We start from the raw sequence: 21,764 nt of genomic DNA, 5'->3' as shown, positions 1-21,764 counted from the left end.
CTCTTGGATTGAATTGAGTAGAGGGCAATTCTGTTGTCTTCCGCAATTGTCCTCGCATCTAGCAACCCATCTCATTTAGGCGACCGACCGCAAGAGGCAGGTTACTCAGTTTACCTACCTTGCGTTCAATCTCCCCCTCATTAGTAAAGTTCCCCGCCCAAAGGGCGGGAAACTTTACTCCCCTTTTGGTCCGCCCTGCAGTCAACCAGCATACCGTTTCCGTCAGAGATTGAAGTGGTGAGTATCCCACTTCACGTTGACCATAGTGCCAGGCCTTAATCCTCAGGCCATTTCCCTCGGGTTTGGCAGCTTCCTTTCCTGTATTTCAACAGCGGATGTTAGATTTTCAAACCAAGTGATTAAGGTTGCCGCATTTGAAAGCCGAGGAGGCTTTAGGAATAGATCACAATACTTTGTCGGAGAGAAATGTTTAAGTTTTTTCAGGTTATCTTGTTTGTGTTATTGATTGGCAATCTCGCCTGTGCTGCCGGCCCTATACCGTTAACGATTGAGCAAAAGGACAACGTATTGGTGGTGTTCCGGGATCAACAGCCCATCATGGTGATTCAAGATATCATGCTGGATTTTCACTCCTGGGATGATGTCCAGCTCAATAGGAAAAGTAACAGTTTCTATCGCCTCCAACTGATGTACCGTGATGTAGATAGCGATGAAGAGATAGAATCCATTTACGATTCAACAGTCATCATTGATATTAAGGCTGATCAGGCAGGATTGCATTTTTCCAGTGATGCTGACTGGTTTTCCCATGTCAATATTTTCATGGAAGACCTCGGCGGACATATGTTTGGGGTGAAACAAACCACCGAGCCTTATAATCAAAAATCTCCGGATTTGAGGGGGTTGGTGCAGGATGTCAATGCGATCGCAGAACACAACCGGTTTCGTTCCGACTATGCCACCGCTGTTTCGCCAATGTTCTTTAGTACTAAAGGGTATGTGAGCTTTTTTAATACGTTCGCTGAAGGCCGTTATCAGTTTGCGATGAACGGTCGGACCGAGTTATACCACGCTGCCACACAGTTCAATTGGCATATTCTTGATGCACCAACGTTGGATCATGGATTGGTCAACTATTATCAGCTCATTGGTGCACCCAAACAGGTTCCGCTTTGGAGTACCGGTCCCGTGATCTGGCGTGACGTTCACAAGCGAGGTAAGCAGGATGTTCTTGATGACACGAGACGCTTCACTGAGATGAAAATCCCCTTCACGGGGTTGTTTGTCGATCGCCCCTATAGTGATGGTGCACATGGTTGGTCAGAAATGAATTTTGGTAGCGGCTTTTCCAACCCTCAGGAGTGGATAAAAGTATTACATGAGGACTACCACATTAATTTAATGACCTGGATTGCGCCGATGACGTTTGGCGAACAGAATTTTCCGGGGCGCATGGCAGGGTATAAAGGGTACTTTGATCTCAGCAACCCTCAGGCTGTCAAGGAATTTTCGCGGCGCTTAACCGACCTCCAGTACAAAGTGGGCGTGCAGGGCCATAAAATGGATCGGGCGGATGAGAACTTTCCCTATGACGAAAGCTGGTACGACGGCACGCCGATTCTGGAGCGGCGCAGTAAATTCATTTGGCTCTATGCCAAGCATACCCATGAGGCGCTGGCCGATTACTGGGGCGAAGACCAGTTTAATTTTGCCCGTGCGGCGGTACATGGCACGCAGCCGTATTTGAGTGCGATCTGGGCAGGGGATGTCAGGACAAATTGGGAGGGCTTGCGCAGCAATATGGCCAATGCCATCCGCGCCAGTTATCTGGGGTTCCCCAATTGGGGTACGGATGCCGGAGGGTTTACCGGCAATACTGGCTTAATCAGTGAAGACCTTTATCTGCGATGGATTCAATTTGGCCTATGGACTGGTTTTTTTGAGGTAAAGCTGGATGGCGCCAGTGGTCGCGGTACAGATCGGGCCCCCTGGCGGTACTCGGAGTCATTTCAAGGCTTGTATCGCCACGTTTTTGAAGAGCGCATGGGGTTGATGCCTTATATTTATTCGCTGCTTAATACCGCAGCCGAGCAGGGAACCTTGATGAAACCGCTTGCGGGCATTTATCCCGATGACGAACAAACCTATGCCATCTGGGACCAGTACCAGTTTGGGCCCTCGTTATTGGTAGCACCTATTTATAATCAAGAACCCATTCGAAAAGTATATCTGCCGGAGGGAAACTGGATTGATTACTACAACGGCTCTAATCATTCCGGAAAACAATGGCTCGAGGTAGAAGTGGCGAGAGAGCATGTGCCCATTTTTGTGAAGGCCAACAGTTTGCTAGTCAAAGGAAATATCTATAAGGCGAATGACAGGACCTGGAACCAAGCGACTCCCCATCTGGATATTTTCTATTACCCCCAGCGAAACGCCAGCGCAAATACCACTTTTACTGTTATGGACGCCGGCGATACCAACAAACTTAAGACAATAAATGCCAAAATATCTGGTAACAAAGTCACCCTATCGATACCAGGTAATAGTTATGGCGGTAAAGTTCATATTTTCCCGAGTGATGGCTCAAGGCATGTCAGGGATTATCCCGTTAACAAGGACACGATCATCACCCTCGAGTTGCTCTGATGCTAAAAGGCATAATCCTTATCTCCAAGAAGCCCTCCCTGCCCCCACTCCGCCACGATCAAGGACTCTCGTCCTTACCCCGTCATTAGATCCCTAGGAAGGGTAAAAAGGGGAGTTATATGAATATGGTCATTGTCGTTCACGCCTCGGTTCCCCACCAGAATGATTCCGGCAGTGTGTTCCCAAAATCATTCAAAATCTTCCCATGGAGCCAAACGGGTTGGTCCAACTATGCTGCCAACTTTTGATGGGGTTATCCCAAAATACGGTTAATAAGCTGAAGAGTTCTCTTTCGGTATCTTCAAATGTCCAGATCATACAGAAGAGAATGGAGGAAAAATCCTGCCCTTCAAGGGGGCAGGCATTTGAGACTACCGTAATCAAAGGGATGTTGTGGAATAGAAAACAATATCTGGAAGGGTTGAGTGCGAAACTTTGTATCACTCCATGTCAGTTGGGGATCTGATTATTTTGTTTTCTTCTGAGATCTTAAATTTTTACTGTGTGATTGCCGAAAAGGGCAATAAGAGGAACGTCTGGAATGCTGACTGTCAGGGAACATGTTCGCCAGGATACAAAAGTTCTTGAGTTATCCGGTCGTTTTGATTATGACTCTAAGCTTGGGCTCGAAGTGGCTATTTTGGGTGCTCAGGAGATAGGATGTCATCATATTATTCTTAATTTCTCAAACATTACCTGGATTGACTCGATGGGATTGGGGCAGATGTTTCTTTGGTACCATCGGATGAAGCCCGATCGCATTCGATTGAGTATTGTGAGCCCTCAATCCCATGTAAGAGAGTTGCTTGAATATGCTAACCTGCCTCAGGTGATTCCCATCTATCAGTCCGAGGAAGAGGCTGTCGGAGGCGGCGGGCGCTAACTACTGTTTCTTCTTTCTTTCTTCTTTCCGGTATTGTTAATCCAGCCTCCTGTATTTCTAAAGCAGTACTTGCCAGGGATTCTTTCGTTCATCCCTTTCATAATTCCACGGGTTAAGGACAAACGGATTGGGAAGTCCACCACTGGGTACTTCGAGCCTGTCGCAGACCGAAAATTTTGTGGTCCAAACCATGGCTGAATGATATGGTTTGACTCATTTCCAATCTGAGGGTTGTAGAATGATTTATTGATTGTTAAACACCCGAGATTTCTATCCTCACAATATGAAGTGGAGAGGATAAAAAAATCCCCTGTGAGTTTGACCCACAGGGGAGAAATTTTAATATCTTGCTATGAATCGACGGCTATTTGAATCGACGGTCAAATTCCTTTACGACTTCATTTGTGAGATCTAACCCATCTCTATTGTAGAGCACAATTTTTAAAGTATTTTCACTACCTTTATCAATGACCACATCAAAGCCATGGCGTGCGGCGACGGCACTTGTGGCTTCTTCGATTTTCTTCATATATTCCTGAACCAGATCTTTTTGCTTTTGACCGAGTTCATTTTGAAAATCCTGACCCTGTTTTTGCCAGGCTTGATATTTTTGTGCAAACCGTTCTTGTTTGCGTTTTTGCTCCTCCTCACTCAGCTTGGAGTTGGACTCTGCGGCTTTGAGTTCTTCCTGAAGACTCTCTAATTCCTTTTGATCGTTTTTCATCACGGTTTCTCTGGCCTGGGCATGTTCCTTTAAAGCCGCCAAGGCCCGACTTCCCGCTTTTGACTTTTCAATTACGGTCTGAGGATCAAGGACACCGACGCGGAAGGAATCTTTTCCAGCGGCAAGGGCGTGCTGTGCCGAAGCCACACTCAGGATACAGATGCCGGTGATGAATAGGACCCCAACAATTTTTGTCAAACCATTCACACACATCTTCTTCATGCTTTTCCCTCTAGCGATTAAAGGATGACCCTCCATTCGGCCTGAGATGCCGAAGAGGCTGAAATTACTGGTAAACCTGATGAGAGTAACGACGGTAGGCGAAGCTGTCAAGAGTCACAAATCCTTGTGGATAAACAGCATTGCTGTTGCAAAAGGCTCTAATATCTCTTGTTGCCGAGAGAGGAAATGATTTTAGCTCAAGAGGAGAAGGTCGGTTATAGACTTGTTGCGAGGAACTGATGACTTGGTCAGATGGGTACATATGTTTGGCTGGCCTGATGATTCAGGGCTAATTTTGGGGCCGGGTTATCGTGGGGACAGGAATTCGTTTATGGTTGGATGTATTGTATAGGTACCCCGGCCAGTGTATCTGAGTTAGGACTTACTGCTAGATGAAGAAGAAGCCACGGATCTAGTGGAGGCACTGGAACTTGACGATGTTCCTGATCCCGAAGCCGCACCTGATCCCGTAGACCCAGCGGACGGGGCGGATGTGGGGGTCGTTGAACTGGACCCACTATCAGAGCCGGTCGAACCGGTCTTATTGTCTGTTTTGGATTCGCTTGTGCTGGTGTCAGCCGGTTTCCCTTTGTTCTCTGATTTACTCTCGGGCGCTTTGAGTTTGTCCGAGTAGTCCGTGACATACCATCCCGATCCCTTGAACATGATGGCCGGAGCTGAGATCACTTTTGTGACAGGTTCAGCTTTGCCACAACCACAGGATAATTGATCGCAGGTTTGAATAGGAGGGTCTGACATTTTTTGTTGAATTTCAAATCGCTCACCGCTACCGGTGCATTGATATTCATAAATGGGCACGGGGTACCTCCAGAGAGTAGACGTCAATTAAAGGGTTTTGTAACCATACGATTATAAAAGATAAGGCTGATTCTGTTCAGGTCAAGGTTTGGTGGTACCCGAATGGAAAAAAATGAAACTCTGGACAGGGGGAAATAGGCTATTCAAGTTTAGCTACGGCCTCGGTAAGGTGTTGTAAGCCTTCTTCAATGACCTCCAAAGTTCCGGTATAGGAAAACCGCAGATGCGTGGGACTGCCAAACGGTTCACCAGGAACGCACGCCACTTGGGCCTCTTTAAGAAAAAAATTGGCAAAAGCCAACGGCGTGGATAAGGATTCTCCCTTAAACCGACGGCCCAGGAGTTGAGCAACGCTCGGGAAAGCATAGAATGCGCCTGCAGGCATAGGACAGTGAATACCCGGGATCCGATTTAACCCTTCGACAATGGCCGTTCGTCGCATATCCAACTCTTTCACCATATGTTCAATAAACGCATCTGCCCCCCGGATGGCTCCAATCGCTGCTTTTTGGGAGATAGAGCTGGGGTTTGAGGTGCTTTGGCTTTGGATGTCACCCATGGCTTTGATCAACGTCTCGGGGCCGGCGGCATAGCCAATCCGCCATCCCGTCATGGAATAGGTTTTTGACACCCCATTCACAATGATGGTGTTCTTGGCAATGTCTGTTCCAAGTGATGCGATACTATAGTGTTGGTGGCGGTCGTAAACCATCTTTTCGTAAATTTCATCAGAAATGATGAGCAGATCATGTTGGAGCGCTATCTGCGCAATACCTTCCAAAGTTTTCCGATCATACATGCTCCCGGTCGGATTACACGGAGAATTCAGAATGATCGCCTTCGTGCGGTCACTGACTACCGATTCCAGCGCCTTCACGTCAATGGCATAGCCGGACGACTCGGAAGTCGGGAGAATGACGGGCTTGGCGTCTGCCACAAGGATTTGTTCAGGATAGGAGACCCAATAGGGTGCGGGAATAATCACTTCATCTCCGGCCTCAAACAATGCCAATGCAAGATTAAATAAGGTGTGTTTGGCTCCACACGATACCAGGATTTGCGATTTTGAGTAGGTCAACCCCTGATCACGCTGAAATTTTTCAATGATGGCCTCTTTTAAATCATCAATACCGGTGACGGCCGTATACTTGGTGAAGCCGGAGCGAATGGCTTGAAAGGCGGCCTCTTTGGCCTCTTCAGGAGAATCCAGGGAAGGTTCTCCTGCAGTAAAGTCGAAGACCTGCTGCCCTTGCGCGATCAGGGCTTTCACCGTTGCGGAGAGTTGCAAGGTGGGGGAGGGGGTAATGCGGGTCGTTCGCGAGGCAAGGTTCATTTGGCATTTCTCCGTAATCGACCCTGGAGCCAATCGGCAACCTCGGGATGAAGGAAATGGTGGAGGGGACCGCCAACCGAGGCGACCTCTTTGACCATGCTGGAGGTGAGATACGAAAATTCCTCACTCGACATCAGAAAGACGGTTTCCAGACTAGAGTCAAGTTTTCGATTCAGCAGGGCCATTTGAAATTCATGTTCGAAATCTGACACGGCTCTTAGTCCACGAATAATAGCTAAAGCCCCGCGTTTCCTGACGTAGTTCACCAGTAAACCGTCGAATGGTTCAACCGTGACACCCTTGAGGTCGCTTGTGGCGATTTTGGCCAATTGGACTCGTTCGTCCAAGTCAAACAAAGGGGCTTTTCGAGGGTTGGGGGCCACGGCGACGATCACCTGCTCGACAAGCCTGAGGCTTCGAGCAATGACATCCGTATGGCCTCGGGTAATAGGATCAAATGTTCCTGGATATATGCCAATGGTCATTGGTCAAGATCTTTTGGGGTCTGAGGAATGGGCCGGTAAAACGTCAACGCCGTATCCCCATAGCGAACGGTTCGAATAAGCGACCATTTCCCAAGGGGAATTGGAGGAGTGGTTTTATGAAAATGTTCATAAATGATTCGGCCGGTCGGGGCCATAACGTCCGCTTCTTCTAAATAATGCAAGATCTGTTGAACATTCGGGAGCCGGTAAGGCGGGTCCATGAATATCATGTCAAACGGACGCCATCCTACCAAAATTGAATTTTGTATGGCGAGTGACACATCCTCAATGAGAACCTGGCTTGAGACGGCGACTTTCAGTTGAGTAAGCATCTGCTGAATACTGGTTCCGGCCAATGGATTTTGCTCAACAAAGAGTGCCTTCGTGGCTCCACGGCTTAAGGCTTCCAGTCCCACCGCCCCTGTCCCGGCGAAAAGGTCAGCCACGGTGGCATCCTGAATCTGGCCACCTAAAATAGAAAATAACGCTTCTCTTGCTCGTTGGGAGGTCGGACGGGTGGTTCGCCCAGGAAGTGTAGGGATTGTTCGACCTTTAAATTGCCCTGCAACGATCCGGATAGAAGATGGTTTCATATGCAAGTGGACGATATCATACTTCCGGAAACCTCAACAATCTCAATGACAGAATGGGAGGAATCGTTTTTGACGGGGTGAAAAATTGCTGCGTATAGTTCAACCCACGCTCGTATGGCATACCCTGGTCTTTTGAGTATGAATGACCCACAACTCAAGAAAGGCATCCAATCCTGGCCTGAGAAGGAACGCCCTCGCGAACTCCTTCTGAACAATGGCGCTCAGGGTTTATCAGATGCTCAACTGGTGGCCATCCTTCTACGAATTGGTCGACCGGATTCCTCGGCAGTGGATGTGGCATTGGACCTTCTCACTCGGCTTAAGGGGCTCCGGGGTCTGGCCAATCGAAGCCTGCAGGAACTGTGTGTTGTTCCAGGTATTGGTCCTGCAAAGGCCGCCCAGATTCTCGCAGCCGTTGAGTTGGGAAAGCGGGCATTGGCGGTTCCGTTAACTGCGGGATTACGGATTCATCATAGCCACGATATTTATCAACACTACTACCCTCTGTTGCGAGATCTTCGGCATGAGGTCTTTAAAGCACTGTTGTTAGATGCCAAACACGGCCTTATCCGGGATGTTACCATTTCCGAGGGAAGTTTGACCGTCAGTATTGTCCATCCACGGGAAGTGTTCAATCTGGCCGTACGAGAATCTGCGGCGGCAGTTATCTTTGTCCACAATCATCCAAGTGGTGACCCTCATCCCAGCGAGGAGGATCATGCCTTAACCCGTCGACTTATGGCAGCAGGGGAAATTTTGGGTATCCGGGTATTGGATCATATTGTTATTGGAGATGGGCGCTATGTGAGTTTTGCGGACGAAGGCTTTCTTCTTTCCTCAACGCCCATTGTTGACCATTGATTGCCTCAGCTTCTTTTTCTAGATTTTCTTGATCTCGCCTATTTCCCACCGCTGATTCAATCCTTTGTTCTGAGTAGCTTTTCATGAGAAATTCATGGTAAAAATACGTGGTGGTATGTGCTTTCCGCTTGCAGTGTCCGCATGTTTTTTAATTCCTGCTTTCATAAGGATCAGATATGGCCACCATTACTCAAAAAGAAGTCGAACATGTCGCCCAATTAGCCCGCTTAGAGTTAACGGAAGCGGAAAAACCCATGTTCGCGGACCAATTGAATCATATTTTATCGTATGTGGACCAATTGCAAGGGGTATCAACGGAGGGCGTCCCTCTCACGGCTTCTGTCGCGCATGAGGAACCGGTGTTCCGTGAGGATAGCCCACACGAATGTTTGTCTGTGGAGAAGGCGCTGGCCAATGCCCCAGAGTCACATAATGGATTTTTTGTCGTCCCGAATATTTTAGGAAAATAGAGCCCACGCGATTCACTGAGAACGCTCGGCTTAAGTAGGACAAGGAAAATAGGAATTTAATATGTATCGACAACTGTTACGATGTAAAATTCACCGAGCGACCGTCACCGGTTCCAGTCTGGAGTATGAGGGTAGTTTAACGATTGACGAAGATCTGATGGAGAGAGCGGGTATAATGTCCTATGAAGCGGTGATGGTATCCAATCTGAATAACGGAGAGCGGTTTTCGACTTACGCGCTTCCGGGTACCCGGGGGAAGGGAGAGATCATTTTAAATGGTCCCACAGCCCGGTTGGGAGTGATTGGCGATAAGGTCATTATTTTTTGTTATGAATTATTTAATGACGAAGAAGCCAAACGGCACGTCCCTCAAATTATCCAAGTCGATCACCAGAATAAAGTAAAGTAACCAATTCCCGTGTGAACGGGTTGCTCCGGTTGAAGGTCTTTTTCTTTCCATTTCCTTTTTACCCACTAATCCCAGAATCGGGCTTGTATGTCTCTATTTAAACTTACGCTAAAAGAGCTTCAGAGTAAATTCACCGCTGGCGAGATTAGTGCTGTGGATATTGCCAGATCTTATTTGCTGCGGCTCAACCAGGTAGAGCCCAAAATCAAAGCCTATATTACCTTGACACCCAAAGAGACGCTGCTCCATCAAGCCAAAGCGATTGATGATGGGCTGAAAGCCTGGAGAAAAACACAGCCCCTCATGGGCATGCCATTGGGCATTAAAGATAATATTTGTACAGAAGGGATCCGGACGACTTGTGGATCTCGAATGTTGGAAAACTTTGTTCCTCCCTATGACGCCTCAGTGATGGACCGTCTTCGAACTCACCAACCCTTGATTCTGGGCAAAACCAATCTGGATGAATTTGCCATGGGGTCGTCCACGGAACATTCAGCGTTCGGGCCGTCCAGGAATCCGTGGAATCAAAAGTATATTCCGGGAGGATCCAGTGGAGGATCGGCGGCTGCGGTGGCCGCCGATGAATGTGTGGCGGCATTAGGTTCCGATACCGGAGGGTCGATTCGGCAACCGGCCGCTTGTTGCGGGGTGGTTGGGTTAAAGCCAACCTATGGGCGAGTGTCTCGCTTTGGATTAGTTGCCTTTGCCTCATCTTTGGATCAAATCGGTCCTATTACCAAAACCGTGACTGATGCCGCTATCCTGCTGAATGCCATTGCCGGATTTGACCCCATGGATTCGACTTCCGCTAATCGTGACTGCCCGGATTTCACCAAAGCCGTGAAAAAGAAAGACATCAAAAAACTCATTATCGGAGTGCCGCGGGAATATTTTGCCGAGGGTCTTGATTCTGAAGTCTCCGAGAAGGTTCAAGATGCCATACAGGTGATGCAGGAGCTAGGCGGCACCATTCAAGAAGTAACGTTGCCTTCCACTGAACGGGCCATAGCGACCTATTACCTCATTGCCACGGCAGAGGCCAGCTCTAACTTGGCTCGCTATGATGGGGTCAGGTTTGGGTTTCGTGCCAAGGAATCCCAGGAATTGGCAGAGATGTATCGGAACACTCGGTCGCAAGGGTTTGGCCCTGAAGTGAAACGGCGTATCATGTTGGGAACCTATGCCCTGAGTGCGGGGTATTACGAGGCGTATTATGGGAAAGCTCAAGCCGTTCGCTCATTGATTCAACAGGAATTTGATGCCGTGTTCCAGGAAGTCGATCTGTTGGTGAGTCCGGTCATGCCGACGCCGGCCTTTCAATTAGGAGAGCGATTGGACGATCCCCTGCAGATGTATTTGTCCGACATTTATACGATTCCTGCGAGTTTGTCCGGACTTCCAGCGATGTCGGTTCCCTGTGGGATGAGTAAAATGGGACTTCCTATCGGATTACAACTGATGGGGCGTCCATTTGAAGAAGCCATGGTCCTGCGTGCGGCCTATGCCTATGAACAAGCCACGGACTGGCGAATGAAACGACCTGTGATTCGGTCATGAAAGGATAGCGAGGTATGGTGGATTTGGCAGCGATCATCATTGCCGTGGCCTTTGTGGTCTTGGTGGGTTATCTGGTCCCCATGATTCTTCAAGTGAAACGCACCGTTGGGCAATCAGAACGCTTGTTGATTCGCCTGAACCATGAATTGCCGGGATTATTGAAAGACGTCAAGGGGACCAACGAAAACATTTTAGCGTTAACCGATCAAGCCCGGCTTGGCATGGATCGGGCCACCATTTTCTTGAATGCAGTTGGAGAGGTGGGGGAAACCGTAAATCATGTTCATCAGACCGTTCGCGGGAAAGGGGGTGCCCTTGCTGTGGGCGTTTCCAGTTTACTTGCCGGACTCAAAGCAGCCAGTTCGACTATGAGAAAACGTGTACATAAAGAACAAAAAGGAGGGCCATCCTATGGCAACTAATCATTCAGGTGCATCAGCAGGATCGGTTGCGTTGGCATTTTTAAGTGGAGCGCTATTGGGAGCCGTGACGGCGATCATGTTAGCTCCTCAGCCGGGAAGAGATTCCCGAGAACGAATCACGGGCTATGCCCGGCGAACCGGTGAAGATTTGCGAGACATTAAGGAGCGGGCAACTGATGCGGTAGAAGATGTCGTTGGTCGTGGCCGTGAACTGGTGGAAGAAATATCCTGTGCCGTGCGAGAAGCCTTAGATGCGGGTCGGGATGCCATGCGCCGTGAACGTGAAATGAAATCCCTGGATTAAGATAAAAAAAGACGAAATCGAGAGGAGTGGCTCTGCTGCGTTATGGCCTATGAACCAGTTATAGGAGTTGAGGTGCATGCCCAACTCCAAACGAAGACAAAATTATTTTGTGGCTGTCCGACCTCATTCGGTCTTCCTCCGAATACTCAGGTGTGTCCAACTTGTCTGGGGTTACCTGGAAGTTTGCCGGTGCTCAATCGACGTGCGGTGGAAATGGCCGTACGCACCGGACTCGCGCTTCACTGCGAGATCATGCTGACCAATCAATTCTCCCGAAAAAATTACTTGTACCCTGATCTGCCGAAGGGCTATCAAATTTCGCAATTTGATTTGCCGATCTGCGGACCAGGATGGCTGGACATTTCCGTCCACGGGGAGTCAAAACGCGTGCGCATCCGCCGAGCGCATTTGGAAGAGGATGCCGGGAAAAATGTTCATGATGTCCCTGTGGAAGGCAGTGGTGTCGATTTAAATCGAGCGGGGACCCCGTTATTAGAAATTGTCACCGAACCTGACTTGCATTCGTCCGATGAGGTTGATGCCTATTTGAAAACCCTTCACGATCTTTTGGTCTATCTGGATGTCTGTGATGGGAACATGGAACAGGGGAGTTTTCGTTGTGAACCGAATGTGTCTCTTCGTCCACGGGGGCAGGAGGCTCTTGGGACCAAAGTCGAATTGAAAAATATCAATTCCTTCCGTTTTGCCAAAGAGGCCTTAGATTTTGAAATCACCAGGCAGACAGAGGCATTAACGGAAGGCGAAACGATCCGGCAGGAGACTCGGCTGTGGGATGTTCAGAAAGGGCATACGGTTGTCATGCGAAGCAAGGAAGAGGCTCATGACTATCGATATTTTCCCGATCCGGACTTACTTTCCGTCCGGGTGGATGCGGAGTGGGTTGAATCGTTGCGTCAGACTATTCCGGAACTTCCGGCTGCCCGCATGAAGCGATTCGTGACGGAATATCATCTCCCTGAGTACGATGCAAAGCTTCTGACCGATTCAAAAAACCTGGCCGACTATTATGAGGCCTGCGTGAAACACTTTCCCCATCCGAAAACGGTCAGCAACTGGGTCATGGGCGAATTACTTCGTGAGCTCAAGGCCGCTAACACCGGTCCCGAATCTTCCCCGGTAAGTCCCGAACAATTGGTTGAACTCTTACAATTGGTGGAAGAGGGGACTATTAGCTTGAAAGTTGCCAGAGATCTCTTCCCGGAATTTTATGCCAGTGGGAAAACTCCGGAACAATTGGTGAATGAGAAAGGGCTGGTTCAGGTTTCCGATGAGGGTGTCCTGGAAAAACTGATAGAGGAGGTGCTGGCCCAGCATTCTGCTCAAGTGGAGCAATATCGTGGCGGGAAGGAAACCGTATTAGGTTTTTTGGTGGGCCAGGTGATGAAGGCGTCACAGGGAAAAGCCAATCCTGGAAAGGTCAATGCGCTATTAAAACAGCATCTTGCATCTTGATCTAAGACTCATCTCAGAGTACAAGATTAAGACAGGTGCCATTATTCACGATTTAAAGGAATGACAGTTTCTATGAGTCTTATTCAGAACATTACCTCACGGATGATTCTGGATTCTCGCGGGAATCCAACGATTGAAGTGGATGTGCATCTTGCCAGTGGCATGGCTGGTCGTGCCGCTGTTCCCTCCGGAGCCTCCACGGGGACCCGTGAAGCCTTGGAACTGCGGGATGGAGATAAAAAACAATGGATGGGCAAAGGTGTCGCTAAGGCCTTAGCCGGGATTCAAAAGTATATGCTCCCGGCTCTTCGAGGCATGGAAGCCCAGGACCAGGTGAGCGTTGATTCCCGATTGATTAAACTGGATGGAACCAAGGGCAAGACCAGACTAGGGGCCAATGCCACACTTGGCGTGTCGTTAGCAGTGGCTCGGGCTGCGGCACAGGAGCTGGGAATTCCCCTCTTTCGCTATCTTGGCGGGGTTTCGGCTCGGGAATTGCCGGTGCCTATGATGAATATCATCAATGGTGGTGCGCATGCAGATAATGGGCTTGATCTCCAGGAATTCATGATCATGCCCGTTGGGGCGAAGAGTTTCAGCGAAGCCCTCAGGATGGGAACGGAGATTTTTCACCATCTGAAGGCCATCTTGAAATCCAAAAACATGAGCACGGCGGTCGGGGATGAAGGCGGATTTGCCCCTGCCGTTCGGTCGAATGAAGAAGCCCTGGATTTCATTGTCCAAGCGATTCACCAAGCGGGCTATCGATCAGGAAAAGATGTGGTGTTGGCTCTTGATGCGGCAGCCAGCGAGTTTTTTGAGAAAAAGATGTATCATGTGCGGAATGGGGTTAAACCCAAAATGTCTTCAGGAGAGCTGGTTGAGTATTATGCCAAGTTAGTGAAGCAGTATCCGATCGTCTCGATTGAAGATGGGCTTGATGAAAGTGATTGGACTGGATGGAAACAGCTTACGGATCAACTCGGGGATCGTGTTCAACTTGTCGGTGATGACTTGTTTGTGACCAATGTCGAGTTTTTGGGACGAGGGATCCGTGAAGGCATTGCGAATGCTATCTTGATCAAAGTGAACCAAATCGGCACACTCACGGAAACGATTGAAGCGATGCGCATGGCCCAACGGGCCGGCTATGGAGTGGTGGTGTCTCACCGATCCGGTGAGACGGAGGATACGACCATTGCCGATTTAGCTGTGGCGTTAAACGCTGGGCAGATTAAAACAGGTTCCCTGTCTCGTACGGATCGTTTGGCCAAATATAACCAGTTACTCAGGATTGAGGAGACCTTAGGCTCAGCTGCCTTATATCGCGGGAACGCCGTTCTTCCAGTACAAGCATAATTTTCTCATATGCGTCCTAATAATAAAAAACGGGCGTCCACTGGGCTTGGGGATGATCTGTTGGAGCGCCTTCCAATGGTTGGGGCTTTTTTGATGATGAGTGTGCTCGCGGGGACCATGTTTTTTAATGCTGATGGATTGCCTTTATATTTTCATATGCGAGAAACGCGTCAGCATTTGACGGAACAAGTCCAGCAATTACAAGACATCAATGCCTCGATCGAAGAAGATATCATCCGTATTCAACGGGACCCGCAACGACTGGAAGAACTAGCCCGAAATCGTTTAGGTATGGTTCGGCAGGGAGAAGTAGTATATCAATTTGTGGAGCCGGTTCCTTCCTCGTTTACGGCCAGACCTTAGCGGCAAGACTTCTTGCGCCATACCCCTATAACCCTTCATACTCATTCATTACTGTTTCGTCGGTTTTCCCATACTTGAAAGTTTTTCTATGAAATCAGGCCAATTAGCCATTCTCGGCCGACCCAATGTCGGCAAGTCGACGTTGCTCAACGCATTGGTACGCGAAAAGATTGCCATCGTCTCCGATAAACCACAAACAACGCGAAACCTGATTTTAGGGGTCGGGCATTACCCCGAAGGTCAGCTCATTCTCATCGATACCCCTGGCCTCCATACGCCTCACCATCGCCTGAACACACAGATGGTGGAATCGGCGTTAGGGACCCTGACTCAATCCGATGTGGTCTATATGATCGTGGACAGTCAGGTGTTGCCGGGTCCAGGGGACAGACAAGTCCTGGAGCAGATCATGTCGTCTCATCAAGAGCGACCATTTCAGGGGGTATTTTTATTATTAAATAAAGCCGATGCAGTCGCCAAATCCAGGCTGCTCCCCCTTATTGATCAATACCGTACATGGTTTCCGTGGAGAGAAATTATTCCCATTTCCGCCAAGACCGGGGTAAATATCCCGCAACTAGTGGAATTAACCTTTGCGTGTCTGCCCTCATGTTCGGAATTAATGTATGACGAAGATTTTTTGACCAATCAGCCTATGCGCCATATGGCTGCGGAGCTCATTCGTGAAAAAGTTCTAGCTCAGACATATGATGAATTACCATATGCTGTGGGTGTCTTGATCGAAGAATTTCAGGAAGAACCAGGTCTGACGACCATTCGAGCCGTTATTCTTGTCGAAAAAACAAGTCAAAAAGGGATTGTGATCGGGAAAAAAGGCATGCGCCTCAAGGAGATTGGCCAAAGTGCCCGGTTAGATATGGAACGACTGTTCGGCATGAAGATTTATCTTCGGATGTGGGTGAAGGTGCAGGAAGGCTGGCGCGATAATGTTCAAGTGTTGAATGAGCTGGGATATGGATGAAAAATTCCTGGTAATGACCTCAGTATTCATGTCTGACCTGTAGACCGTACATGTAGACTACTCATGCCGCTCTTAAAAACTCGCGCGGTCATAATTCGAAGCCAGCGATGGGGTGATGCGGACAGAATTGTCACGCTGTATTCCGCCGATTTAGGAAAAATTCGAGGCGCGGCTCGGGGCGCTCGCCGGATGAAGACACGATTCGGTGGGGTACTTGAGCCTTTTGGGATTGTTGATGTCACTCTATTCCAAAAAACCCCTGACGCTTTGGGGCAAATTAGTCAAATTGATCTGGTCAGAAACTTTAAAGCTCTACGAGAAGATTTAAGTGTGATGGCAGCCGCAGCCAAGATGGTGCATATGGTGGAGATGATTACGGCCGATCGTGATCCGAATCCGGAAATGTATTCAGCGCTGATATATGCCCTGGAACACTTGCTTCCTGACAGAGACCTGGCCCTCACCACATTATTATTTCAAATTCATGTGCTGGGCTATACTGGTTTTCGTCCACAAATTGATCGATGTACTGAATGCGGAAATATTGCCTCACCTCACATGCCTCAGTGGTTTTCTCCTCGATTAGGGGGGATGGTATGCCACGGTTGTGGTCAACGGGGTGTAGGGCGGTTACTGTCTATTTCTAAAGGCAGTTTAGCGTTTATTGAACAAGCTCGACGACTACCTATGGCCAGTCTGTCCCGATTGAAAGCGATCGGAACCGTCCGGATTGAGGTGGAAGAGGCGATTGAAGCCTATTTCCAGGCAGTCGTCGGAAAAGCTCTTCCCACATTTGAACAATGGGTTTCCTAATGCCCCATTCATAAGGACAATCAGGTATGACTTCTCAAGCATCACTGGAACCGACGGATATGGAATGGCTGGATAACGGGGTCTTGGGCATTACGTGGAGTGATGGGCATAAGGGGGTCTACCCGGTTCGGTATTTGCGACAACATTGCCCCTGTGCGGCATGTACGGACGAATGGACCGGCGAGTTGCGTCTTAAGCCGGACTCTATTCCACTTCTCATACTATTGCAGGATATAGAACCGGTTGGGCGCTATGCCTTCCGATTTAAATGGAGTGACGGGCATGATACCGGGCTATATTCCTATACGGCGCTGCGCCGCATGTGCCAATGCGATGTCTGCCAGCCCCATAAACCCAAAAGCAAGCAACTCCTCTAGTTTCTTCTGTTTTTCTTTGACTCAGGATCCCACGCAGGAAACGCCAGCGATGTACTGAATGAGGGTGGCTCAAAAGAGGATGGTTCGAAAAACGCCAGGCTGGAGATCTGAAATATTGATTAAACAAATAGGGAGGAAAGGAGTCTAGTCAACCAGGGCTTCCTGGAAAGAAAGAGACACAGGTCGAACGGTGGTCAGTTGTTCCATCGCATGATTGGCTTTACTGACGTAAAAGGCATATTGAGGCTCCGGGTAATTTTTCAGGATTTCCTGAAATGTGCGCAGTGCCGTTGGCCAATCTGCGGATAATTGGGCGACTTCTGCGAGATGAATTGAGCAGGAGGCAGCCATGGCTCGTGGATCGACAGCCAGACGGGAACCTCTCGCGGTAGACCATTTTTTCAGAAATGCGGGGACGGGAATCGGAGAGTCATCCAGTGAGATCGGTTTCGGTGCAGAGGCTAAGACGTCAAGATTGGCTTGCATGTGCTGAATATCAGAGCTATCCACGCAGTGGTTATAGGCGTCCCAAATTCCAAGAAAATCTTGATCTTCCATGGCCAGTTCTCCAGTGGATTTTGGCTGAAGACTCTGACAGCCTATAACTGTGATCGAAAGTAAACTCACCAGGATATACCTGATATGTGTTGAAACATGATATTTGTTGTTCATAACTTTAAATACTTCTTAAGAATTCATATTTCACAAAAAATGCGACTTTAATAAACTCCATAGGAAGTACGCAAAATTTATGCTAAAAAACAATTGTCAGGAATGTGAATTTTTGCCAGTAAAATGGCAATATTGACAATATATTGAAGGCCTTAACGTATATTAATTGCCACAATATGTTGTTTTTTTGTCACAGGTGTCTGTGCTAAAAAATTAATGTACTGCATTAGTTAAGGACGAATGAATACTTTTTGGCTGAATTAAATTATTAATGAAATGGTTTAATTTCGTATTCAGCGAACAGCTGCTTTGTTTCTGGATGAAAGGTAAAACCTTTACCCTGGAGAATATCTTGGTTTTTGAAAAGCGGAACGAGTTGTCCGGTAGGATGCAGATACAGCCCTCGAAGCGGAACGGATCGTTTGGCATGGCGGATAAGATGGCATGGAATAGGCCTGATGGCTTGCAGCCATTCGGCCAAATCTTGAGGATTCCCGATAGATGCTGAGAGAAGAAGAAGCCGGGCTTGGGATGGACACAAAATAATGGTTTCTTCCCACACCACCCCCCGTTCTGGATCGGCGAGATATTGGGATTCATCCAGAATGACCAACCCCAGAGTATGCAGCCGTAAATCGATCTCCCCGCTGGCGGCATCATAAAATAAATTTCTCAAAATTTCGGTCGTCATGACCAGGAGCGGGGCCTGAGCATTGTCACGCCGGTCTCCGGTTAAAATTCCGACTTGATCCGGTCCAAAAAGCTGGGTGAATTCCATGAATTTTGTATTTGACAGCGCTTTTAGGGGAGAGGTGTAAATCACCGTTTGGTTGAGTGCCATGGCCTGTCTGATCGCTTGAATGGCGACATAGGTTTTTCCGCTTCCCGTCGGAGCGCTAACAATGACATCTGAATGCGCCAGATGTTCCACCGCCTCGGTTTGCCAGGGATCCGGAACGAAGGGTTGAGGCTCAGGAACACCAATTCCTTCCAGAATTTGCTTAAGCGTAATCGATGGCTGAAAAGGGCCGAAGGTGGGCCTTCTCTTATTGGGACGATTTTTTGCCTGAAAGGGTGAAGCGGGAATTGGAGGGCGTGCGGCGGCGCGGGCTTCTTGCGCGGCCAGGCGTTCCTGGCGGGTAGTCAGTATCTGCTGCAGTTCGGTTTCGATGGCCAGAATCTGGTCCGTTGGTAAGGCCAGCATTAATTCAACAAGTCGATGTTTTCCGAGACGAAAATGGCGATGGATGCGGCCTCTTGCCATGTGATGTAAATACTTTACCGGTAAACTTTGGAGTTCGCGCTTGAGATCATCATGATGCATGGCGGTATGTTCCCATCTGTGGCTATGGAAGTTCTTGCAGGACTTCCCGGCGCATGGTCACCATCGCGGAGTGGGCGGTATCGGCCAAGCCGGGATGCGTAACCTTGAGTCCATATATTTGAGAGAGAAATTCCAAGGTTCTGGCTAAAAGGCGATACACATCCCCTTCGGCCATGGATGTGGAACGAACCAGTGAAGCCCAAGTGAGTTGGGGATTCCCGATCCAACTTTCCACCAGTGCCGCGACATCTGAGCGCAACAAGGGCGGGGGTTCATACGGGCTCAAGGAATCAGCGACCGCCCGCACCTGTGTCAACATGGAGGCCAGTCCAGACGGGAGGCGCATGTAGGATCCTGGGCGATCATCATCATGGGATATACTCGCCATCACGCCCGCTAACAATCCTGGAGCAATACCTGAGAAGGCCTCCATACGAATCAGTTCTGTGATGAGTAGGGAATGGTTAATCCGAATGAGTCTAGCCCATTCCCCGTCAGCCGTGAGTTGCGAATTGGCGGTGATATATCCGAATTTATGGAGTACGTCGGCTTTTTGTTGAAACCGGTGCCACAATCCATCACGGAGTGCTTGAATCGTTTTGGTCAACTGCTGGGATTTCTGGCGAAGTTTCGACGCCAGGGGGAAGTCTTTTTTGCAGGCCGGGTGGGAGGGACAGGTGGGACAGGGAAATTCCTCTGTTAATACTTCTGCAAGGAGCGGATCGTCTGTTTCCTGGGTTTCCGGCAAAATCGGAACGGTGGGCAGACGCGCAGGCAATTGGGAAAGCTCTTTCTTGAGTTGAGCGAGCACCTGAGGCTGACACCAGGGAATAGTGCGAGAGGGCTGAAACTCAAAGAGGCGGTCGTAGACCTGAGTGACCGAATGGGCAGGACACTCACCCAGAGTGCCTTTCGCCCGAATCACAGACAACATTGGAGCAAAGGTTCCACGGCTTCGATACTGACGAAGAATAATCGCCGGACCTTTTGGCAGTCCGATGAGGCGCCCTGGAGTCAGAAATGGCAGGCAGGCCGTCAAGAATGGCGTGTCGTTGGTTACAATAGGATGTCGGTGCGCTTTGCGGCGGCGGGCCAGATCAAAGCCTTTCCACTGAGTGATCCAATCGGCGCATTCCCGAGGTCCATAGGGTGTTAATTGGTCCTTGATCTGATCCAGATGATCTTGATGGATGCTTGATCGTTGATTCAGCTGAAATTGCGCAAAGCTTTTTGCGAGTAGTCCCTCAATCTGATCCAGGGAATGGGCCTTGAGCAGATTTAGCACCATGGGATAGGACACCACAAATTGGCTGTCGATCGGTTCCGGATAGCCTGTGAGTCCTTTGCCAAGGATGTTTAAGTCAATGTAAGGAGAGGGCGTAATGACCACCACACCCACCAAATCTTTGCCTCGCCGTCCACCGCGGCCAGCCAACTGTTGAATTTCACTGTTGGTCAGATCCGTGAAATCCTGTGATTTGCGTACGCTGGATTGGGTAATCACGACGGTTCGTGCCGGGAAGTCGACCCCCGCTGCCAAGGTCGTTGTGGCAAACACTGCATCCAACAAGCCCTGGCGCATGAGTTCTTCAATCGCAATTTTCCAGGAAGGGAGATGTCCCGCGTGATGAGCGGCGACTCCAAATTCCTGCACGACAGGAATTAAGGGGTGATGCTCAACACTCGGGAAGTTTTTGGTGAATTTCTCCAGAAACTCCCGAATAGCCTCCGAACGTTGAGTCGACATCCTGGCGGAACTGTGGGCAAAGGTATCAATTGCCTCATCGCAGGCCCGGCGGGAGGTCAAAAAGACAATCGCCGGAGTCAAGCGATGCTGGCGGAGTATTTCTATGAGATCAACAGGATGAATGGCCGGTGGCATGGATAATGAAATTGTAGCAGGAGTCGGTGGATGAAAACACTAATATGATACAGGTCGAATAAAAGAAAAGGAACCAGGCCTTTGGCGTTATTATGGGTTGGGGAAGATGCGCCGCGAGGAAGAAACGTTCGTTAAGGTCTGGCATATTGGACCGATAAGGTTTCGTAAGATTATGGCCATTGAAGTCATTATACGTGGAATTCGAGGCGCCACCGTCGTAGATTTTCATGGTCGATTAGATATGCATTCCCGATGGCATGTTAAGGCCATTATTAATCAATGTTGCCATACCGAACAAGAGCATCTGATTCTTAACCTCAAAGGCTTAACATTTGTGGATAGTGCTGGATTAGGTTTTCTGGTGTTGTGCTCCTATCAATTCAAGGAATTACGTCGCAGGATAAGTTGGATTCAACCACAAGGATGTGTCGGGGAATTGCTTCAAAATCTCCAAATCCATGAACTCATCTCAGTGTGCCAGTCCGAAAAGGACGCCCTATCTGCAGTCTCTCCCTCCTAATTCTGCTTTTTCGGAGTATTCATTAAAAGACGTTGGTTTTTGAATCCTTGGGATACGAACACCGAAGATTTCGGAAGAGGCACTCCGTTTCCGGACCCTCAAGGCATTTTCCTTCCTCTTTACTTTTTTACTTTCCAAATGTCCCCACACACACCGGAGTGCCTTGTCCCAATCAAAGTCGTTCTCTGCGTAAGCATGACGAGAATCACCCAAAATATACCGAATAACTATTCGCTGTCCTTTGGAAAGAATGAGAGTGCCTTGCCCTTGCCAGCGTGGCCTATAAAACGGCAAGATGTTTTTT

The 21,764-nt window shown here is 48.8% G+C and carries 23 protein-coding genes and 1 pseudogene; 16 read left to right on the top strand and 8 right to left on the bottom strand.

The window, feature by feature from the left end:
- Window positions 1-456: 456 nt before the first annotated feature.
- Together PP769_RS15015 and PP769_RS15010 are read left to right on the top strand one after the other, a co-directional pair.
- Window positions 457-2,610 carry a TIM-barrel domain-containing protein gene (locus PP769_RS15015; RefSeq protein WP_312647056.1) on the top strand — a complete coding sequence of 718 codons (2,154 nt, stop codon included), beginning with the start codon at window positions 457-459 and terminating at the stop codon, window positions 2,608-2,610.
- Between the two features lie 541 nt (window positions 2,611-3,151).
- Window positions 3,152-3,493 carry an STAS domain-containing protein gene (locus PP769_RS15010; RefSeq protein WP_312641572.1) on the top strand — a complete coding sequence of 114 codons (342 nt, stop codon included), beginning with the start codon at window positions 3,152-3,154 and terminating at the stop codon, window positions 3,491-3,493.
- 364 nt (window positions 3,494-3,857) lie between these two features.
- On the opposite strand, the gene PP769_RS15005 is transcribed toward PP769_RS15010, so the two are convergent.
- Window positions 3,858-4,439, bottom strand: coding sequence for an OmpH/Skp family outer membrane protein (locus tag PP769_RS15005; RefSeq protein ID WP_312641570.1), 582 nt, complete (start codon window positions 4,437-4,439; stop codon window positions 3,858-3,860).
- Between the two features lie 415 nt (window positions 4,440-4,854).
- Here PP769_RS15005 and PP769_RS15000 point away from each other — a divergent pair, with 415 nt between their 5' ends.
- Window positions 4,855-5,073 carry a hypothetical protein gene (locus tag PP769_RS15000; RefSeq protein WP_312641568.1) on the top strand — a complete coding sequence of 73 codons (219 nt, stop codon included), beginning with the start codon at window positions 4,855-4,857 and terminating at the stop codon, window positions 5,071-5,073.
- Between the two features lie 26 nt (window positions 5,074-5,099).
- On the opposite strand, the pseudogene PP769_RS19800 reads toward PP769_RS15000, so the two are convergent.
- From PP769_RS19800 to rsmD, 4 genes and pseudogenes are all read right to left on the bottom strand, one after another.
- Window positions 5,100-5,258, bottom strand: a pseudogene (locus tag PP769_RS19800) (FmdB family zinc ribbon protein); the annotation flags it as partial.
- A gap of 139 nt (window positions 5,259-5,397) precedes the next feature.
- Window positions 5,398-6,591 carry a pyridoxal phosphate-dependent aminotransferase gene (locus PP769_RS14995; RefSeq protein ID WP_312641566.1) on the bottom strand — a complete coding sequence of 398 codons (1,194 nt, stop codon included), beginning with the start codon at window positions 6,589-6,591 and terminating at the stop codon, window positions 5,398-5,400.
- Entirely contained in the window at window positions 6,588-7,076 is a 489-nt protein-coding gene (coaD, locus tag PP769_RS14990) for a pantetheine-phosphate adenylyltransferase (protein ID WP_312641564.1), read from the bottom strand. Before coaD ends, PP769_RS14995 begins: the two co-directional genes overlap by 4 nt.
- Entirely contained in the window at window positions 7,073-7,669 is a 597-nt protein-coding gene (rsmD, locus tag PP769_RS14985) for a 16S rRNA (guanine(966)-N(2))-methyltransferase RsmD (RefSeq protein WP_312641561.1), read from the bottom strand. Before rsmD ends, coaD begins: the two co-directional genes overlap by 4 nt.
- 138 nt (window positions 7,670-7,807) lie before the next feature.
- Here rsmD and radC point away from each other — a divergent pair, with 138 nt between their 5' ends.
- The 12 genes from radC (at window position 7,808) to PP769_RS14925 (ending at window position 17,062) form a co-directional block, all read left to right on the top strand.
- Entirely contained in the window at window positions 7,808-8,530 is a 723-nt protein-coding gene (gene radC, locus PP769_RS14980) for a RadC family protein (protein WP_312641559.1), read from the top strand.
- A gap of 176 nt (window positions 8,531-8,706) precedes the next feature.
- Complete coding sequence (gatC, locus tag PP769_RS14975; protein WP_312641557.1) at window positions 8,707-9,000, top strand: Asp-tRNA(Asn)/Glu-tRNA(Gln) amidotransferase subunit GatC; 294 nt, start codon at window positions 8,707-8,709, stop codon at window positions 8,998-9,000.
- Window positions 9,001-9,061: 61 nt separating this feature from the next.
- Entirely contained in the window at window positions 9,062-9,409 is a 348-nt protein-coding gene (panD, locus tag PP769_RS14970) for an aspartate 1-decarboxylase (protein ID WP_312641555.1), read from the top strand.
- 87 nt (window positions 9,410-9,496) lie between these two features.
- Complete coding sequence (gene gatA / locus PP769_RS14965) at window positions 9,497-10,969, top strand: Asp-tRNA(Asn)/Glu-tRNA(Gln) amidotransferase subunit GatA (protein WP_312641553.1); 1,473 nt, start codon at window positions 9,497-9,499, stop codon at window positions 10,967-10,969.
- 14 nt (window positions 10,970-10,983) lie between these two features.
- On the top strand, window positions 10,984-11,391 hold the full coding sequence (locus tag PP769_RS14960; RefSeq protein WP_312641551.1) for a DUF948 domain-containing protein: 408 nt from the start codon (window positions 10,984-10,986) through the stop codon (window positions 11,389-11,391).
- Complete coding sequence (locus PP769_RS14955) at window positions 11,381-11,695, top strand: YtxH domain-containing protein (RefSeq protein ID WP_312641549.1); 315 nt, start codon at window positions 11,381-11,383, stop codon at window positions 11,693-11,695. The genes PP769_RS14960 and PP769_RS14955 overlap by 11 nt, the downstream gene beginning before the upstream one ends.
- 42 nt (window positions 11,696-11,737) lie before the next feature.
- Window positions 11,738-13,168, top strand: a complete 1,431-nt coding sequence (gatB, locus tag PP769_RS14950; RefSeq protein WP_312641547.1) for an Asp-tRNA(Asn)/Glu-tRNA(Gln) amidotransferase subunit GatB — start codon at window positions 11,738-11,740, stop codon at window positions 13,166-13,168.
- Window positions 13,169-13,240: 72 nt separating this feature from the next.
- Window positions 13,241-14,527 carry a phosphopyruvate hydratase gene (gene eno / locus PP769_RS14945; RefSeq protein ID WP_312641545.1) on the top strand — a complete coding sequence of 429 codons (1,287 nt, stop codon included), beginning with the start codon at window positions 13,241-13,243 and terminating at the stop codon, window positions 14,525-14,527.
- A gap of 9 nt (window positions 14,528-14,536) precedes the next feature.
- Window positions 14,537-14,890, top strand: a complete 354-nt coding sequence (locus PP769_RS14940; RefSeq protein WP_312641543.1) for an FtsB family cell division protein — start codon at window positions 14,537-14,539, stop codon at window positions 14,888-14,890.
- Between the two features lie 88 nt (window positions 14,891-14,978).
- Complete coding sequence (gene era / locus PP769_RS14935) at window positions 14,979-15,872, top strand: GTPase Era (protein WP_312641541.1); 894 nt, start codon at window positions 14,979-14,981, stop codon at window positions 15,870-15,872.
- Between the two features lie 63 nt (window positions 15,873-15,935).
- Window positions 15,936-16,685, top strand: a complete 750-nt coding sequence (recO, locus tag PP769_RS14930; protein WP_312641539.1) for a DNA repair protein RecO — start codon at window positions 15,936-15,938, stop codon at window positions 16,683-16,685.
- A 26-nt stretch (window positions 16,686-16,711) separates the two neighbouring features.
- The gene (locus PP769_RS14925) at window positions 16,712-17,062 is read left to right on the top strand and encodes a gamma-butyrobetaine hydroxylase family protein (RefSeq protein WP_312641537.1); all 351 of its coding nucleotides are present in this window, start codon (window positions 16,712-16,714) and stop codon (window positions 17,060-17,062) included.
- Window positions 17,063-17,206: 144 nt separating this feature from the next.
- On the opposite strand, the gene PP769_RS14920 is transcribed toward PP769_RS14925, so the two are convergent.
- From PP769_RS14920 to PP769_RS14910, 3 genes are all read right to left on the bottom strand, one after another.
- On the bottom strand, window positions 17,207-17,734 hold the full coding sequence (locus PP769_RS14920) for a hypothetical protein (protein ID WP_312641535.1): 528 nt from the start codon (window positions 17,732-17,734) through the stop codon (window positions 17,207-17,209).
- A 268-nt stretch (window positions 17,735-18,002) separates the two neighbouring features.
- Window positions 18,003-19,058 (bottom strand): DEAD/DEAH box helicase, encoded by a 1,056-nt coding sequence (locus tag PP769_RS14915; protein WP_312641533.1) that lies wholly within the window; start codon window positions 19,056-19,058, stop codon window positions 18,003-18,005.
- 22 nt (window positions 19,059-19,080) lie between these two features.
- Window positions 19,081-20,940, bottom strand: a complete 1,860-nt coding sequence (locus PP769_RS14910) for a DEAD/DEAH box helicase (protein ID WP_312641531.1) — start codon at window positions 20,938-20,940, stop codon at window positions 19,081-19,083.
- A gap of 106 nt (window positions 20,941-21,046) precedes the next feature.
- Between PP769_RS14910 and PP769_RS14905 the strand changes: the two genes are divergently transcribed.
- Complete coding sequence (locus PP769_RS14905) at window positions 21,047-21,460, top strand: STAS domain-containing protein (protein ID WP_312641529.1); 414 nt, start codon at window positions 21,047-21,049, stop codon at window positions 21,458-21,460.
- Window positions 21,461-21,764: the final 304 nt, after the last annotated feature.

It is taken from the genome of Candidatus Nitrospira allomarina, assembly GCF_032050975.1.
Lineage (GTDB): Bacteria > Nitrospirota > Nitrospiria > Nitrospirales > UBA8639 > Nitrospira_E > Nitrospira_E allomarina.
This window is presented reverse-complemented; position numbering and strand designations above follow the sequence as displayed.

Bases quoted from the DNA above. Each gene is read 5' to 3' on its own strand.
- PP769_RS15010 (WP_312641572.1), top strand. From the start codon at position 3,152: ATGCTGACTGTCAGGGAACATGTTCGCCAGGATACAAAAGTTCTTGAG.
- PP769_RS15005 (WP_312641570.1), bottom strand. From the start codon at position 4,439: ATGAAGAAGATGTGTGTGAATGGTTTGACAAAAATTGTTGGGGTCCTA.
- PP769_RS14995 (WP_312641566.1), bottom strand. From the start codon at position 6,591: ATGAACCTTGCCTCGCGAACGACCCGCATTACCCCCTCCCCCACCTTG.
- coaD (WP_312641564.1), bottom strand. From the start codon at position 7,076: ATGACCATTGGCATATATCCAGGAACATTTGATCCTATTACCCGAGGC.
- rsmD (WP_312641561.1), bottom strand. From the start codon at position 7,669: ATGAAACCATCTTCTATCCGGATCGTTGCAGGGCAATTTAAAGGTCGA.
- radC (WP_312641559.1), top strand. From the start codon at position 7,808: ATGAATGACCCACAACTCAAGAAAGGCATCCAATCCTGGCCTGAGAAG.
- gatC (WP_312641557.1), top strand. From the start codon at position 8,707: ATGGCCACCATTACTCAAAAAGAAGTCGAACATGTCGCCCAATTAGCC.
- panD (WP_312641555.1), top strand. From the start codon at position 9,062: ATGTATCGACAACTGTTACGATGTAAAATTCACCGAGCGACCGTCACC.
- gatA (WP_312641553.1), top strand. From the start codon at position 9,497: ATGTCTCTATTTAAACTTACGCTAAAAGAGCTTCAGAGTAAATTCACC.
- PP769_RS14960 (WP_312641551.1), top strand. From the start codon at position 10,984: ATGGTGGATTTGGCAGCGATCATCATTGCCGTGGCCTTTGTGGTCTTG.
- PP769_RS14955 (WP_312641549.1), top strand. From the start codon at position 11,381: ATGGCAACTAATCATTCAGGTGCATCAGCAGGATCGGTTGCGTTGGCA.
- gatB (WP_312641547.1), top strand. From the start codon at position 11,738: ATGGCCTATGAACCAGTTATAGGAGTTGAGGTGCATGCCCAACTCCAA.
- eno (WP_312641545.1), top strand. From the start codon at position 13,241: ATGAGTCTTATTCAGAACATTACCTCACGGATGATTCTGGATTCTCGC.
- PP769_RS14940 (WP_312641543.1), top strand. From the start codon at position 14,537: ATGCGTCCTAATAATAAAAAACGGGCGTCCACTGGGCTTGGGGATGAT.
- era (WP_312641541.1), top strand. From the start codon at position 14,979: ATGAAATCAGGCCAATTAGCCATTCTCGGCCGACCCAATGTCGGCAAG.
- recO (WP_312641539.1), top strand. From the start codon at position 15,936: ATGCCGCTCTTAAAAACTCGCGCGGTCATAATTCGAAGCCAGCGATGG.
- PP769_RS14925 (WP_312641537.1), top strand. From the start codon at position 16,712: ATGACTTCTCAAGCATCACTGGAACCGACGGATATGGAATGGCTGGAT.
- PP769_RS14920 (WP_312641535.1), bottom strand. From the start codon at position 17,734: ATGAACAACAAATATCATGTTTCAACACATATCAGGTATATCCTGGTG.
- PP769_RS14915 (WP_312641533.1), bottom strand. From the start codon at position 19,058: ATGCATCATGATGATCTCAAGCGCGAACTCCAAAGTTTACCGGTAAAG.
- PP769_RS14910 (WP_312641531.1), bottom strand. From the start codon at position 20,940: ATGCCACCGGCCATTCATCCTGTTGATCTCATAGAAATACTCCGCCAG.
- PP769_RS14905 (WP_312641529.1), top strand. From the start codon at position 21,047: ATGCGCCGCGAGGAAGAAACGTTCGTTAAGGTCTGGCATATTGGACCG.